12 protein-coding genes and 2 tRNA genes are annotated in these 15,242 nt (G+C 70.4%); 7 read left to right on the top strand and 7 right to left on the bottom strand.

The window, feature by feature from the left end; all coding sequences use genetic code 11:
* Positions 1–59 precede the first annotated feature (59 nt).
* Positions 60–1,070 (top strand): non-homologous end-joining DNA ligase, encoded by a 1,011-nt coding sequence (gene ligD / locus ACFU53_RS11720; RefSeq protein WP_383989403.1) that lies wholly within the window; start codon positions 60–62, stop codon positions 1,068–1,070.
* 77 nt (positions 1,071–1,147) lie between these two features.
* On the opposite strand, the gene ACFU53_RS11725 is transcribed toward ligD, so the two are convergent.
* The 3 genes from ACFU53_RS11725 to ACFU53_RS11735 are packed head-to-tail and all read right to left on the bottom strand — an operon-like array spanning position 1,148 to position 6,210.
* Positions 1,148–1,462, bottom strand: a complete 315-nt coding sequence (locus ACFU53_RS11725) for a hypothetical protein (protein ID WP_383989406.1) — start codon at positions 1,460–1,462, stop codon at positions 1,148–1,150.
* Positions 1,463–1,522: 60 nt separating this feature from the next.
* A complete protein-coding gene (locus ACFU53_RS11730; RefSeq protein WP_383989409.1) occupies positions 1,523–3,730 on the bottom strand; it encodes an OmpL47-type beta-barrel domain-containing protein in 2,208 nt (735 codons plus the stop codon).
* The gene (locus tag ACFU53_RS11735; protein WP_383989412.1) at positions 3,730–6,210 is read right to left on the bottom strand and encodes a ThuA domain-containing protein; all 2,481 of its coding nucleotides are present in this window, start codon (positions 6,208–6,210) and stop codon (positions 3,730–3,732) included. The genes ACFU53_RS11730 and ACFU53_RS11735 overlap by 1 nt, the downstream gene beginning before the upstream one ends.
* Before the next feature lie 199 nt (positions 6,211–6,409).
* On the opposite strand from ACFU53_RS11735, the gene ACFU53_RS11740 reads away from it, so the two are divergent.
* On the top strand, positions 6,410–7,462 hold the full coding sequence (locus ACFU53_RS11740; protein WP_383989466.1) for a multicopper oxidase domain-containing protein: 1,053 nt from the start codon (positions 6,410–6,412) through the stop codon (positions 7,460–7,462).
* A gap of 21 nt (positions 7,463–7,483) precedes the next feature.
* Here ACFU53_RS11740 and ACFU53_RS11745 read toward each other — a convergent pair whose 3' ends face one another.
* Positions 7,484–7,993 carry a hypothetical protein gene (locus ACFU53_RS11745; RefSeq protein ID WP_383989415.1) on the bottom strand — a complete coding sequence of 170 codons (510 nt, stop codon included), beginning with the start codon at positions 7,991–7,993 and terminating at the stop codon, positions 7,484–7,486.
* A gap of 59 nt (positions 7,994–8,052) precedes the next feature.
* Entirely contained in the window at positions 8,053–9,105 is a 1,053-nt protein-coding gene (locus ACFU53_RS11750; protein WP_383989469.1) for a MerR family transcriptional regulator, read from the bottom strand.
* Positions 9,106–9,339: 234 nt separating this feature from the next.
* On the opposite strand from ACFU53_RS11750, the gene ACFU53_RS11755 reads away from it, so the two are divergent.
* The gene (locus tag ACFU53_RS11755) at positions 9,340–10,410 is read left to right on the top strand and encodes a LacI family DNA-binding transcriptional regulator (RefSeq protein ID WP_383989417.1); all 1,071 of its coding nucleotides are present in this window, start codon (positions 9,340–9,342) and stop codon (positions 10,408–10,410) included.
* Between the two features lie 26 nt (positions 10,411–10,436).
* Here the strand turns inward: ACFU53_RS11755 and ACFU53_RS11760 are convergent, their stop codons facing one another.
* On the bottom strand, positions 10,437–11,639 hold the full coding sequence (locus ACFU53_RS11760) for a glycoside hydrolase family 64 protein (RefSeq protein ID WP_383989470.1): 1,203 nt from the start codon (positions 11,637–11,639) through the stop codon (positions 10,437–10,439).
* Positions 11,640–11,906: 267 nt separating this feature from the next.
* The gene (locus ACFU53_RS11765) at positions 11,907–12,698 is read right to left on the bottom strand and encodes a VOC family protein (protein ID WP_383989420.1); all 792 of its coding nucleotides are present in this window, start codon (positions 12,696–12,698) and stop codon (positions 11,907–11,909) included.
* A gap of 337 nt (positions 12,699–13,035) precedes the next feature.
* On the opposite strand from ACFU53_RS11765, the gene ACFU53_RS11770 reads away from it, so the two are divergent.
* The 4 genes from ACFU53_RS11770 (at position 13,036) to ACFU53_RS11785 (ending at position 15,231) form a co-directional block, all read left to right on the top strand.
* Positions 13,036–13,284, top strand: coding sequence for a WhiB family transcriptional regulator (locus ACFU53_RS11770; protein ID WP_383989473.1), 249 nt, complete (start codon positions 13,036–13,038; stop codon positions 13,282–13,284).
* A 283-nt stretch (positions 13,285–13,567) separates the two neighbouring features.
* Positions 13,568–13,639: transfer RNA gene (locus ACFU53_RS11775), tRNA-Asp, on the top strand.
* A 107-nt stretch (positions 13,640–13,746) separates the two neighbouring features.
* A complete protein-coding gene (locus ACFU53_RS11780) occupies positions 13,747–15,090 on the top strand; it encodes an SDR family NAD(P)-dependent oxidoreductase (RefSeq protein ID WP_383989423.1) in 1,344 nt (447 codons plus the stop codon).
* Positions 15,091–15,157: 67 nt separating this feature from the next.
* A tRNA-Trp gene (locus tag ACFU53_RS11785) sits at positions 15,158–15,231 on the top strand.
* Positions 15,232–15,242 lie beyond the last annotated feature (11 nt).

Genomic DNA, 15,242 nt, shown 5'->3' on the forward strand with positions numbered 1-15,242 from the left:
CCGAGCGGTGAGATTCGCCCGGTATGCGGCATCTGGCCGTTCCGCCTACCGTGGCTCGCATGGGTGAAGCGGTGGAGCTGGAGGCGGCGGGGCGGACGGTACGGCTGTCCAGCCCGGGCAAGATCTTCTTCCCGGAGCCCGGCTTCACCAAGCTGGACCTCGCCCAGTACTACATCGCCGTGGGCCCCGGTATCCTGCGGGCCCTGCGCGACCGGCCCACCACCCTGGAGCGCTACCCGGAGGGCGTGACGGGCGAGAACTTCTTCCAGAAGCGGGCCCCCAAGAACATGCCCGACTGGATCCCCACCGCCCACATCACCTTTCCCAGCGGCCGCAGCGCCGACGAGATGTGCCCCACCGAGGTCGCCGCCGTCGTGTGGGCCGCCCAGTTCGGCACGCTCACCTTCCATCCGTGGCCGGTCCGCCGCGACGACGTCGACCGCCCCGACGAACTCCGCATCGACCTCGACCCCCAGCCCGGCACCGACTACGCCGACGCGGTCCGTGCCGCACACGAACTCCGCTCCGTCCTCCACGACTACGGCGACCTGCGCGGCTGGCCCAAGACCTCCGGCGGGCGCGGCCTGCACGTCTTCGTGCCGATCCGGCCCGACTGGACCTTCACGCAGGTGCGCCGGGCGGCCATCGCCGTCGCCCGCGAACTGGAGCGCCGGATGCCGGAGCAGGTGACCACCGCCTGGTGGAAGGAGGAGAGGGGCGAGAAGATCTTCGTCGACTACAACCAGACCGCCCGCGACCGCACCATCGCCTCCGCCTACTCCGTACGACCCCGCCCGCACGCACCCGTCTCCGCGCCCCTCACCTGGGCCGAGGTGGGCGTCGCCGTCCCGCGCGACTTCGATCTGGCGAGCATGCCGCGGCGCTTCGCCGAGGTCGGTGACGTCCACGGCGACATGGACGACCACGCGTTCTCCCTGGAGGCGCTACTGGAGTTGGCCGCGCGGGACGAACACGACCATGGGCTCGGCGATCTGCCGTATCCGCCGGAGTATCCGAAGATGCCGGGTGAGCCGAAGCGGGTGCAGCCGAGCCGGGCGAAGAAGACGTGACGCTCCGTTGGGAGCGCCGTGATGCGATGTCGGGACGACACTGCGGGTGAGTGGGGCTGGTCGCACAGTTCCCCCCCTCACGGGGCGGCAGTCTCCAGCGCGGCCGCTTTGCGGTGGCAGTCCCTCAGCAACTGTTCGTCCGAAGCGATGTCACCGCGCACGTGCATGCCCGCGCCGGCGGTTCTGGTCGCGTTGTCGGTGCCATGGCGGCGGGTCGATGCCGCCTCCGCCCGTATGAGGGGGAGTGCCGGTGCCGCCGTCGTGCCCCGCAGCAGGTCCGGTACGTCGGTCGCCGACCCGGTGTACGCACGCCCCGTCGACGCCCGGTCGACATCGTCGATCCCCGTGAGCACAAAGCGTCCCGTCGCACAGCAGTGGCGTACGACAGCCACTGATCACAGCTTGCCGTACGCCACTGACAACGGGCCGAGCCGAAGCGGTCCCTGGAGTTCCTACAGTTCCTTGATCCGGATGTCCCGGTAGGAGACCACATCCGTCGTACCGTGCACCTGGAGCCCGAGATAGCCGGAGGCGAACCGTCGCCCGTCCGTGCCCGGGTCGTCCGAGCGGGGCGGGGTGAAGTCCTGGCCGCCGATGTTGTCGAACTCGTTGATCAGGACGCCGTTGCGGTAGACCGAGTAGTGCTGGTCGACCACGCGGATCTCGTAGTCGTTCCAGGTGCCCTTCTGGGTGACGCCCGCACCGGCGAGCCCCACCCGGTCGAAGCCGTAGACCGACCCCGTCTTGTACATGTCGCCGTCGGGCCGGTCGAGGACCTGCACCTCATGGCCGTACTTGATGGCCACCCACTCCGGCCGTGACTCCTCCGGGTGGTCGTGAACCCCGGGGAAGCGCACGAACACACCGGAGTTGGCGTTCGATGTACCGGGCGCGTCGTCACGCCACTGGAGGCGCAGCGAAAAGTCGCCGTACTTCCGCTCGGGGAACCACAGCATGCCGAGCCCGGCCTTCGTCGTACCGGAGGTGATCGAGCCGTCGGGGTTCAGCCCGAACGAACCGCCGCCCACCTGCTGCCACTTCGCGAACGACTCGGCCGTGCCGTCGAGGATCGTCCGGTAGCCCTCCGTCTGGCCGGGTTTGCCGATGCCGGACTCCTCCGCCGCCTCCTGCACGGCGGTGTACTCGCGCAGGTCGACGACCCCTTCCCTGAACAGCTTGTCGAGGACGGTGTCCACGTGCTTCAGGAACAGCGCGTGGGACGTCCACTCCTTCTCGTCCTCGATCAACTCGTTGATACGGCACCGGTTGTTGGTGACCCGGTTCGGCACACCCGAGTCGACCGTGCCGACGAACACCGTCAACCGCTCGTCGTACTCGGCGCAGTTGGGCGCGGGAACGCCGCCGCCCGAGACGACCGTGAAACTCACGGAGCGTGCCGCGGCCGTGTTCCCCGCCTCGTCGCTCGCCCGGTACGCCACCGTGTGCGTGCCCGCGCGGTCGACCAACACGGGTGCGGTGTAGGCGAGATAAGGGCCGCCGTCCAGCGAGTACTCGATCGCGGCGACACCCGAGCCGCCGTGGTCTGTGGCGCTGACGGTGACCTTCGCGCTCCTGAGGTACGCGCCGGCGGAGTTCCGGTCGCCCTCGACGGTCACGCCCGTCACCGGCGGCGTGGTGTCGTCGACGGGCGGGGCGACGACGGTGAACCCGGCGTTCTTCTCGGCGGAGACGTTCCCCGCCTTGTCCGTGGCCCGGTACCGCACCTTGTGCGTGCCGACCTCGTGCACCATCACGGGCGCGGTGTACGGCTGCCAGACCCCCGAGTCGCCGAGCGCGTACTCGATGGTGTTGACCCCCGAGCCGGTGTCCGACGCGGAGACGGTGACCGTGGCCATGGAGACGTAGGCGCCCTGCGGGTTCTGCTCACCGGCCACCGTCGCCGAGGTCTCCGGCGCGGTCGTGTCGTCCGTCGGCGGCGCCACGACGGTGAACCCGACGCTCTTCTCGGTCGCCGTGTTGCCCGCCTTGTCGACCGCCCGGTAGCGGACCTTGTGGGCGCCGACCTGGTCGATCACGACGGGTGTGGTGTACGGCAGCCAGGCGCCGGTGTCGCCGACCGCGTACTCGACCCGCTCGACCCCCGAGCCGCCCGTGTCGGTCGCGCTCACCGCCACGGACGCCGAGCCGACGTACGCGCCCTGGGAGTTCTGCGTCCCGCTGACGGTGGCCGCCGTCTCCGGCGCGGTGGTGTCCTCACCGGTGCCCTCGGTCACCACGAGAATGCCCTGCATCTGGCCGTGCCCGGGGATCGTGCAGTAGAAGCGGTACCGGCCCGGGGTGAGCGTGACCTCGGCGGTGTGGCGGCCGCTCTGGTCGTCGCCGGGGTTGGCCAGGATGTTGAGCGGGACGTCGTTGTTGTACTCCGGGTCGGAGACGTCGAACGTCAACGTGTGGGGCATCCCCATGGTGTTGCCGGTCGCGGTGCTGTTCTCGAAGACGATGGTGGTCGGGCCCGCCACCGCGGTCTGTGGTGCGGTCAGGTACTTGGTGATGTCGTCGCCCGCGGTCCAGGTGAGCACCTGGGCGGCGGCGGCCGGGTCCCGCGCCTCCACCGTACGGCCGGACGCGGGCGTCGACGTGAGCCCGAGCACCATCAGCAGGGCCGCCAGCAGGGCCGCCCACAAGCGTCTTTCCCGCATCACTCCGCCTTTCCCGCCAGCTCGTCGGCCGCCGGCGTGGGACCGCCGCCCGTGTAAGTGACGCGCCACAACGCCGATTTGGCGTCCGAGGTGAAGAAGCCGCGCCCGTAGTCCAGGACGTACAGCGCGCCGTCCGGCCCGAACTTCCAGTCCATGAGGTTCCTGATGCCGTTGGTTCCGACGGGCACGATCTTCTTCAGCGACTCCGCGTGGATCGGGAGTCCGCCGCTGCCCTGGTTCTTCGGGTCGGTGAGCACGGCGTGGCGCGGCTGGTCGGCGTCGTAGAAGTCGCCGACGAACCACTTGCCGTCCCAGTACGCGGGCCAGCGGCCGGAGTCGGCGCCCGAGGCCGTGTACCGGTAGACCGGGCCGTTCATCGTGGCCTGGCCGCCGCCCTTCAGCCACGGCAGCAGGTACTTGGCCTCCTCGTCCTTGTACGAGGGGATGCCGTTCGCGTCCCGCGGGAAGTCGGGGGCGCCTCCTTGCGGTGAGTACCAGATGTTGTTGCCGGTCACCGGGGGCAGGTTGACGAGCCCGTCGTTGTTCGGGGACTCGTTCTTCGGGTGGTCGCAGTCGTACCAGCCGAGCGGCTTCGACGGGTCCGGCAGATTGCGGTCCCGGTAGGGCTGCTTGTTGCCCATGCAGTACGGCCAGCCCCGGTTGCCCGCCTCGGTGATGGCGGCGAACGTGTCGTACTTCGCCGGGCCCCATGTCGTCGACGGCGCGCTCGCGTCCGGGCCGACCCAGCCGGCGTAGAGGACGCCCGTCTGCTTGTCGACGAAGATGCGCGCGGGGTTCCTGACGCCCATCACATAGATCTCGCCGCGTGTCTTGCCGCCGCCCTCGTCGGTCTCCTTGCCGGTGAAGAGGTTGCCCGAGGGCAGGGTGTAGGTGCCGTCGGGCTCCGGGTGGACGCGGAGGATCTTGCCGTTGAGGTTGTTGGTGTTTCCGGCGGTGCGGCGCGCGTCGGCGAACGAGACGCCCTTGTAGTTCGGCTCGGGGTTGTTGCCCGAGTAACCGCTGCTGAAGCCACTGGAGTTGTTGTCGCCGGTCGCGATGTACAGGTTGCCCTTGGAGTCCCAGGTCATCCCGCCGCCCGCGTGGCAGCAACTGTGGATCTGCACCGGCCACTTGAGCAGCACCTTCTCGCTGCCCAGGTCCAGCTTGTTCGTCGCGAGGTCGAGAGTGAAGCGGGAGACCCTGCGCTCGGCCATCCGGGTGTCACGGTTGATCTGGGAGTGCGGTGTGTAGTGCAGGTACACCCAGCCGTTCTGCTGGAAGCCGGGGTCCAACTCGATGCCCAGCAAGCCCTCTTCCACCTTGATGAGCTCGTCGCCGCCGCCCTTGTTGCCGAAGACGGTGAGCGCGCCCGCGAGGGTGACCTTCTTCGTCCTCGGGTCGTAGACGTGGATCTCGCCCTTGCCCTTGCCGATGTCGGGGTTGTTCCAGTCGGTGACCACGGGCTGGGACGAGTCGGCGCCGCCCCGCCCGATGTAGAGGATGCGCCCGTCGGGCGCGGTGACCAGGCCGTGCGGCTCACCGATCTGGTCGTTCTGCCCCGGCTGGTTGGGCTGGGTCAGCCGCTCCGCCTTGTAGTTGGCGTCGATCGTCGCCTTGCAGTCGGCCCGCGCCAGACGGGACGTCCACAACAGGGCGCCGCGCAGATGCGTACGGAAGTCGGTCTCGTCGTACGCCGGGACGGTCCCGCCCATGCCCGTGTAGAAGGAACGGCCGCCGTCGTAGTCACGGCACCAACTCACCGGATGATCCCAGCCGTTGGCGCTCGCCCCCGGCTGGTACGTCGACTCGCGCACCCGGGCCACCGTGTGCACGGTGCCGGACGGGTTCTTCGTCCAGTTGAGCCACTTGTCGGGTCGCTTCCACTGCACGGGCAGGTCCTTGGTGGCCGGATTCTGCCGGTCACCGACCTCAACGGTCGCGCGCTGTACGGTCGTCGGGCTGGACGCGGCCGGGCGGGCGCCGATCAGGCCCGTGAACCAGTCCGAGTACGGCTCGGCGCGGGCCGCGTCATGGACGCCGACGAAACCGCCGCCCGCCTCCATGTAGGTCTCGAGTCCCGCCTCCTGCTCGGGATCCAGGACATCGCCGCCGCCGGTGAGGAGGACGACGGCGTTGAAGCCGCTCAGCCGGGTCTCGTCGGTGAAGACGGAGGCGTCGTCGGTGGCGACGACCCCGAACCGTTCGGACGCCGGCCCGGACAGCCCGATCCTCTCGATCGCCTCGATCCCGGCGTTCACGACGGGCGACTCGTCCCCGGCCGCCGCGGAGCCGTGGAAGATCAGCACCTGGGGGCCCGAACCTCCCGGCGGTGACTTGATCGACATCGTTGTCAGCGGCGGTTCCGGCGCCGGACCCGCATGGGCCGCGGGGCCCGACAGAAGCCCCGCGGTGACGACCGAGGCGGTCAGTGTGGCCGCCCAGGCCCGTCTCTTCGTGTCGCTCAACCCTCGTAAGTACATGGGCACCTCCTCGGTCACAGCAACAGCGCCAAGGAAGCTAGCCCCCTTTGACGTGGCTCGCCAATACCTATGACCGGAATGGGCTGAACTTTGTCCTGGGTGTGGATAAACACTCGGGCTGCCGCTACCGTCTCACAGGTTGATCACAGGTGCGTCTCCGCAAGATCCGTATCAGGGTGGGGAGTTCCGCATGGACGGGATGGACAGACGAGGGTTCAACAGGCGGGTGCTGCTGGGCGGCGCGGCCGCCGCGACATCGTTGTCCGTGGCCATCGAGACCGTCAGTGCTCCTGAGGCTGCGAGTGCCGCCACGCAGGCGAGGACGGCTCCGGCCGGCGGCGAGGTCAAGCGCATCAAGATGTACGCCGAGAAGTTGGCCGACGGGCAGATGGGCTACGGCTTCGAGAAGGGCAAGGCCTCGATACCGGGCCCGCTGATCGAGCTAAACGAGGGCGACACGCTGCACATCGAGTTCGAGAACGCGATGGACGTGGCGGCGAGCCTGCATGTCCACGGCCTGGACTACGAGATCTCCAGCGACGGCACCAAGCTGAACAAGAGCGATGTCGAACCCGGCGGCACCCGAACCTACACCTGGCGCACCCACGCCCCCGGCGCCCGCAAGGACGGCACGTGGCGCGCGGGGAGCGCCGGTTACTGGCACTACCACGACCATGTCGTCGGTACCGAGCACGGCACGGGCGGCCTGCGCAAGGGTCTCTACGGCCCGGTCATCGTCCGTCGCAAGGGTGACGTCCTCCCCGGCAAGACCGTAACCGTCGTCTTCAACGACCTGCTCATCAACAACAAGCCGGCCCACTCCGGCCCCAACTTCGACGCGACCGTGGGCGACCGCGTCGAGTTCGTCGTCATCACGCACGGCGAGTACTACCACACCTTCCATGTGCACGGTCATCGCTGGGCCGACAACCGCACAGGCATGCTCACCGGGCCCGACGACCCCAGCCAGGTCATCGACAACAAGATCGTCGGCCCCGCCGACTCCTTCGGCTTCCAGGTCATCGCGGGCGAAGGCGTCGGAGCCGGCGCCTGGATGTACCACTGTCACGTCCAGAGCCACTCCGACATGGGCATGGTCGGCCTGTTCCTGGTGCGCAAGACGGACGGGACGATCCCGGGATACGAGCCGCACGAGCCCCACGAGCCGCATGGGTCCGCTGATTCGGAAGCATCCGATGCGTCCGATGTGTCTGACACGACCGGCGCGTCCGGCGCGTCCCACAGGCACTGAGATCCCGGTGGTGAGCGTGCGTCACGCGGTGGTGCCGGGCGCGGAGGTTCGCGCGGCCGTGTCCTGTCGGCCGATGGCCTCGGCCACCTGCTCGATGGCGGCACGGAGGAAGTCGCCGTAGGCGTCCCGGGCGAGGCTCGGGGCGTGCTCCTCGGCCGCTTCGATGTGTTCGGTCGCGGCTTCGAAGGACGCGAGCCGGCGGTAGTTGTCCGCGAGATTGAGGTGCAGAGACGGGTAGAAGCCCGCGATGCGCAGACGGGCGTCGTGCTCCTGGACGCGCTGCTGGGTCACGGCGTCGGCGGCGTCCAGGGCCCGTACGTCCCAGGCCAGGGCCTGGGCGGGGTCGGTGTAGAGATCCGCCATGTAGTGCGCGAGGGCGCACCGGTGCAGCGGGTCGCCGGTGACACCGATCTCGGACCAGAGGCCCAGGAGTTGCCGGCGGGCAGAGGCGACGTCCCCGGCGCGGCCTTCGGTGACGGCCTGGGCGACGGCCTCCATGGTCGGGTCGGAGCTGCTGGGAGTGGCGGTCATGGGTGTGGTCCTTGTCGTCGTAGTTCAGCGGAATGGACTGCCCGGACGGAACGGTCTGCTCAGGCGGAAGCGTCGGGCTTGACGGGCATGGCCACCGTGGTGAGGTCGCCGCGGTCGGCGGAGCGGATCGTGACGGGCTGGTCAGGCCCCCGCAGGTCGAGCATCACGTCGGGTCCGACGGCGGTGCTCACGGCGGGATAGAGCGTCGTCAACTCGAACCAGATCTCGAGTTCCGGGCCCGTCACGGTGGCCGGAAGCCGCATCTCGGGCCGCTCGTCACCGGCCACCAGGATGTCCCTCCCGTGATCGGTCATGCGCAGGGCGATCCGCTCGCCGCAGTGCTCCTCCAGGGCTCGCAGGAGCAGCTCCTTCGAGAGCGTCACCCGGGTGGTGACCGCGGGCAACGCGGCGAGCATCAGCCGGAAGTCGGGGAACTCCTCCGCGAGCGACCGGCAGTACTGGTCCTCCCTGTCCGCCATACGCAGCCAGATGCCGTGCGCCGTCGCTTCGACGCGCACCAGCGCGCTGCGACGGACCTCGGCGACCGCCGCCCGCAGCTCGTCGCCGCTGACCGTGCCCGCCCACGTCGTCGTCGGCGGCTCGGACGGCACCAGCGTCCGGGTCGAGAGCCGATAGCGGTCGGTCGCGGTCAGAGTGACCGCTTCCTGGTCCGCCTCGATGCGCAGACCGCCGAGCACCGGCAGATCAGGCTCCCGCGCGGTCGCGGTCAGAACCTGCTCGACCGCGTCGGCCAGCACGGGCCCCTTCAGCGTGGCGACCGGCAGACTCGGCACGTCACCGAGGGACGACTTGAGGAGAACGGCCGTCCGCTGCGCCGCCGCCGCGTCCTCGAGAACCCGTGCGACGTGTTCGTCGATCAGCCGGGCCGCCTCCTCGATTCCGGCACCGAGGACCGCCTCGACAGCGGTGAGCGGCATGGCGATCTCGCGCAGCCGACGCAGCGCGGTGGCCCGGCTCACCTGGTCGGCGGTGTAGTAGCGGTAGCCCGAGGCCGGGTCGACCTCGGCCGGCCGCAGCAGCCCGGAGTCGGCGTAGAACCGCAGCGCGCTGGAGGTCAGACCACTGCGGCGGGCGAAGACACCGATGGGCATCAACTCGGAATTCGGATTCGGCTCAGAATGTGGCACCCGGCCATCCTTGGGCTTCAACCAACTCGAAGGTCAACACCGACAGGCCGGGCCGACTGCCGACTGCCGACTGCCGACTGCCGACCGCCGACTGCCGACTGCCGACCGCCGGTCGCCGGTCGGTGATCCGGGAGCGCTCTCAACGACGTCTTCCACAGGGCTATCCTGATCGCAACCGTCCCGGAGGAGAGTCCCGAAGTGACCGAGACAGCGTCGCGTCCCACATTGGAGGCCGTGGCCGCGCGGGCCGGGGTGTCCAGGGCGACGGTGTCGCGGGTCGTCAACGGGGGCGAGGGCGTTCGGGAACCGCTGGTCGAGCGGGTGCGGAGGGCGGTCGAGGAGCTCGGGTACGTGCCGAACCAGGCCGCCCGCAGTCTCGTCACCCGGCGGCACGACGCCGTGGCCGTGGTGATCGCCGAGCCGGAGACGAGGGTCTTCGCGGACCCCTTCTTCGCGCTCCAACTACGAGGCATCAGTAAGGAGTTGACCGCGCATGACTCGCAGCTCGTCCTGCTGCTCACCGAAGGCCCGGAGGACTACGCGCGCGTGGGGCGGTATCTCGCCGGCGGGCACGTCGACGGGGCGCTCGTCTTCTCGCTGCACCTGGACGACCCGCTGCCGGGACTGATCCGGGGCGCCGGCATCCCGACCGTGTTCGGCGGCCGGCCCGGCTGGGCCGACGGCATGCGCGGCGGCACGCCCACCGTGTACGTCGACAGCGACAACCGGGGCGGCGCGCGGGACGCCGTACGCCATCTCGTGGGCCTGGGCCGTACCCGGATCGCCCACATCACCGGGCCCCTCGACCAGACCTCGGCCGTGGACCGGCTCGACGGGTTCCGGGACGTCATGGTGGACGCCGACCCCCGGCTGATCGTGGCGGGCGACTTCACCCCTGCGGGCGGGGAGCGCGCGATGCGAGAACTCCTTGAACTTTGCCCGGAGTTGGACGCGGTGTTCGCCGCCAACGACGTATCCGCGTCCGGGGCGCTGCGGGTTCTGCGGGAGCGGGGGCGGCGGGTTCCCGAGGACGTCGCGGTGGTGGGCTTCGACGACATGCTGCCGGTGGCCGAGCAGTCCGATCCGCCGTTGACGACGGTCCGTCAGGACATAGAGGAGATGGGGCGGTTGATGGCCCGGCTGCTGTTCCGGGGCCTGGAACGCCGCGGGCCCGGCGAGCGGGAGCAGGGATTCGGCGAGCGGGGTGTGGGTGGCGCGCCGTCCAGCGTGGTCCTGCCGACCACACTCGTACGACGCGCCTCCGCGTAGCCGCTCCGGGCGCCTGATCAGGGGGTCTACGCTCCCACCGTCACCGTGAACCGGCGCGGGTTGCCGTCGTGGGCCGCGCCCGACACGTCGGGCCGGCCGTCGGGGCGTACGTCGTCATACGGAAAGGCGTACCCGATGGGCGAGTTGGCGTGCACCACGCGTGACCAGTGGTTCGTCACGGTCCCCCGGTAGTAGTCGGCTTCCGTCGCCCCGTTCGGCTGCGTGGGGTGGGTGAGCATGATCGAGCGGTTGAAGCCGGCGGCGAGACGGGCGAGGAGGGCCTTCTTGTCGTCGGGGTCGCCGGGGTTGTTGGCGAACGGGCCGTGGTTGCAGGTGAAGATGTCCTTCGAGGTCGGTTTGGCGAAGGAGTGGCCGCCGGGGAAGGTGAGGGTGTCGCCGGAGACCCGGCCGGCGAGAACGCCCCGCCCGCCCTGGAGGTCGATCCTCAGGTCCGTCCCCCGGTACTTCTCCCACACCTGGTCGATGTAGGAGTCCCAGTAAGCACGGAACGGCATTTGCTCGGGCCGGTCGAAGTACGGCGCCATGAGGTTCTGCGGTGAGATGACCCGCAGCACCTCGCCGTCGCCGCCCCGGATGACGAGCCGGTCCCACGGCCGGCCGTCCCGTGCCGACTGCGCCACCAGATCCGTGGCGATCCGGTCCACCGCCCCGTCGGGCAGTGTGGCGACCGTGTGCGTGGCGTCGCCCTCCAGCGTCAGCCCGATCGGCAGGGCCGTCACCAGGTCGACGTAGCTGATGTTGGCGAACAGCTGGGTGGGGTTGAACGTGAACTCGCAGAACGACCATGTCTTGCCGTAGTTGGGATCGGCGGGCGTCGCGAAGGCGGGCTCCACCAGAGCCGGGCCCGGGTTGAGGAAGAAGTCCAGCGTGCTGTCCCGCACGAAGTACACGCGGGCACCGTACATTTGAGGCAACGTCAGCACCCTGGGAGCTGAACCCGCTGCGCCGAGCGGGATCGCGCAGTCGACCGGGAGCGGTGTCTGCGGCGCCGAGGGTGAGGCCGGCCGGTAGACACTTCCGTCGGCCCGCAGGAGCACCCAGGCGCCCGTCGACTGCTCGTGCCCGGTGACGTAAGCCCGGACCGTGCCCGGCAACGAGGCGTTCCGCAGGGCGAGTTGGCAGGTCGCGGGCGCGGCCTGGGCGGGAGTGCCCAGGGCGCTCCCGACGACGGGGGCGCCGACGACGGCGGCGGTGCCGGACAGGAACATGCGACGGGAAATCACGGTGGGCCTCCTGAGACGTGGGGGAGTGGAGGCACAGCGGATGGGGGCCCCTGCTGTGGTGCACCCACTGTTCCCAGGGCGAGTTGAGGCGTCAAGACTTATGACTGAGAGCGCTCTCAACAATGTGTGGGCGTTCATGAGGTGACGACGGACCGAACGATGTCCGGGTGCGGCGGAGCGACGCCGAGCGATGCCGAGCGACACTGCCGCCGATCCGGCGGTGGTGGCGACGGTGCCGGTCGGCCCCGTCCTTCAGCCCGCCGGCTGCTCGCTCCTGATCACCGCGAACCGTGCCCCGTACGGGTCGGCGAGCTTGGCGAAACGCCCCGCGCCCGCGAGATCCGTGGCGGGCCTACGGACGCTGCCGCCCAGCTCCTGCGCCCTGCTCACCGCGGCGTCCGTGTCCGGGACCTCGAAGTACGGCAGCCAATACGGCCCGGACTCCGCCTCGCTCGGGTCCTCGGCGAGCGGGACGATGCCGCCGAACATGGACCTCGCTTCGGTCCCCGCCGGGTTCACGCAGGTGTAGCTGCCGCCGGCGATGTCGATCGCGGAGGTCTCCCAGCCGAACACGGAGTTGAAGAACCCGGCCGCCGCCGGCAGATCCGGTGTGTACAGCTCCAGCCAGCACAGTGCACCGGGGTCCATGACGACGCCGAGGCCCGTGATTCGGCTCGGCTGCCAGACGCCGAAGGGCACGCCCGCCCGGTCGGCGAGGATCGCCATGCGGCCCTCGTCCGCCACGTCCATGGGCTGCATCAGCACCGAGCCGTGGGCCTGCTCGACCGCCTTGGCCGTGGCGTCGGCGTCCGGTGTCCGGAAGTAGATGTTCCAGGACGGCGGGCCCTGCTCCGGGGGGTTCTGCATACCGGCCGCGGCGGTGCGGCCGTCGAGCTGGAAGAAGCCGTAGCCGCCCATCTCGGGGCCGGCCGACCGGAACTCCCAGCCGAAGAGGTGGTGATAGAAGGAGGCGGCGCCTTCGATGTCGGGGGTGCCGAGGTCGATCCAGTTCGGGGCGCCGGTGACGTAACGGGTGGTGAGCATTGCTGCGCTCCTCTGCGGGGGACGGAGGGCCGTTGCCTGTGCTGCCGAGTCTGGCACCGGTGCGCTGCCGCTGGGGCGCGGCCGTGGGGGTGTCGGGTGCGTTTCGTCGGCTGCGGGTGTGTGGGGGGCTGGTCGCGCGCCCACGCGGCGGAGCCGCATATCGCCACAGCCTTGCGCCTCTGAAGCCGGGCTGCGCCCCCATTGCCGGGCGTGGCGACGTTCGTTCGGCGCGCCGCCGTGCGTCGGCCGGTCGGGCGAGGGGAGCATGGAGGATCCGGGGCGTCGCGTTGATGTCGTGTTGATCGAACGTTTTTCGGTGCGCGGCACCATGCTGTGCATGCACAACGACACGATCACCCCAATCGACAGTGCCTGGCAGGAGCGGGCGCTGTGCGCGCAGACGGGGGCCGAATTCTTCTTTCCCGAGCCCGGCAGCTCGGTGCGTGAGGCGAAGCGCATCTGCGGCATGTGCGAGATGCGTACCGCATGTCTCGAGTACGCGCTGTCCAACGACGAGCGGTTCGGCGTCTGGGGCGGGCTGTCCGAGAAGGAGAGGCTGCGGCTCCGGCGCACCGAGAACGCCTGACGGACCGGCACCCAACACGCCAGGCCTGCCGGCACCGGACACGCCAGGCCTGCCGGCACCCAACACGCCAGGCCTGCCGGCACCGGACACGCCAGGCCTCCCGGCACCGGACACGCCAGGCCTGCCGGCTCCGGACACGCCAGGCCTGCCGGCTCCGGACACGCCAGGCCTCCCGGCACCGAACACGCCTGATCGGCCGCGAACCGCCGCGCTCCGTAAGCCGGGTCGGTCATAAATCGGTGGGTCCCGTCCAGGGCTGGCGCATAGGATCCGAGGGCGCGGTCCGGACGTAGCGCAGAGGCAGGCGCACCGCCTTGTCAGGGCGGAAACGCCGGTTCGAATCCGGTCGTCCGGACCGCGCTCGACAGCTGCGCACCGCGCTCGGCGTTCCGCGGATCCCAAGCCCGCGTGGGTCGGTCGGGACAGGGGAACACGGCACGGGACACGCGGGGCGGGGCACGCATGGGCGACGACGGCGGGATCACCGAGGAAGAGCTGACGGCCTTCCACCGTACGGTCGGCAGGCTGCGGGCGCTGCCCGTCGACGACCCCGTGCGGCTACGGGCCGAGCAGGTCGCCGCGTCCTTCGCGCGCGACGGCCGGCTCCGCCGCCGTAAGGCCCTCGGCGCCGAGAAGTCCGCCGCGGACGCCGCCGTGATGGCCGCGACCGCAACCGGAGCCCTGGAGCGGCGTGAGGACGCGCCGCTGTCGGACCCCGCGACGGGCGGCGGTGGGGGAGTCTTCCTGAAGCCGCGCACCTGCTATGTCTGCAAGACGCCCTATCGACAGGTCGACTCCTTCTACCACCGGCTGTGCCCGGACTGCGCCGCCGACAACACCGCACGCCGCGCCCTGAGCACCGACCTGAGCGGCCGCCGTGCGCTGCTCACCGGCGGCCGGGTGAAGATCGGCTTCCAGCTGGCGCTGATGATGCTGCGCGACGGCGTCGACCTGCTCGTCACCAGCCGCTTCCCGCACGACACCGTGCGCCGCTTCCGTGCCGAGCCCGGCAGCGAGAAGTGGCTCGACCGGCTGGCCGTCATCGCCGTCGACCTGCGGGACCCGCGCCAAGTACTGGGCCTGTGCGAGCAGTTGAGGCAGGAGGGCGAGCCGCTCGACATCCTGGTGAACAACGCGGCCCAGACGGTACGGCGGCCACCCGAGTCGTACGCACTGCTCGCCGCCGGGGAGTACGACGCGCTGCCCGAAGGGGCGCGGCAGGCACCCGGGTTCACGCCGATGCGGATGCTGGAGGACGGGGCCGCCGCCCTGCCCCTCGCGTTGCGCGAGGCCGACGAGGCCGGGCTGCTGCCCGACCCCTCACCGGAGAACTCCTGGTCGGCGCGGCTCGGCGAACTCGACCCGGCGGAGGTCCTGGAGACCCAACTGGTCAACTCCCTGGCCCCGGCGCTCCTCTGCGACCGGCTGCTGCCGCTGCTGCTCGCCGCGCCGCGCCCCCGCCGTTACGTGGTCAACGTGACCGCCGTCGAGGGCCGTTTCGCCGTGCGCAACAAGACGGCCGGGCATCCGCACACCAACATGGCCAAGGCCGCCCTCAACATGCTCACCCGCACCAGCGCCGCCGAACTCGCCGAGCAGGGCGTCCACATGTGCGCCGTCGACACCGGTTGGATCACCGACGAGAACCCCGCGCCCAAGAAGCACCGAATGGCCGGCGCGGGCTTCCGCACCCCGCTCGACATCGTCGACGGCGCGGCCCGCGTCTACGACCCGATCGTGCGCGGGGAGGCGGGCGACCCGGTGTCCGGGGTGTTCCTGAAGGACTACCGGGAGGCGGAGTGGTGAGGGGCATTCGCCCCGCCGAAATAGGTCGCCCGGCAGTGCGCCGAGGAACTACCCTCGCCCCCAAGGGTGGGGCCGTAGCGCAGAGGCAGGCGCGCCGGTCTCCAAAACCGGAACACGCTGGTTCGAATCCAGCCGCCCCGCCCCCTGCGCTT

This window comes from Streptomyces sp. NPDC057474 (assembly GCF_042802555.1).
Classification (GTDB): Bacteria; Actinomycetota; Actinomycetes; order Streptomycetales; family Streptomycetaceae; genus Streptomyces.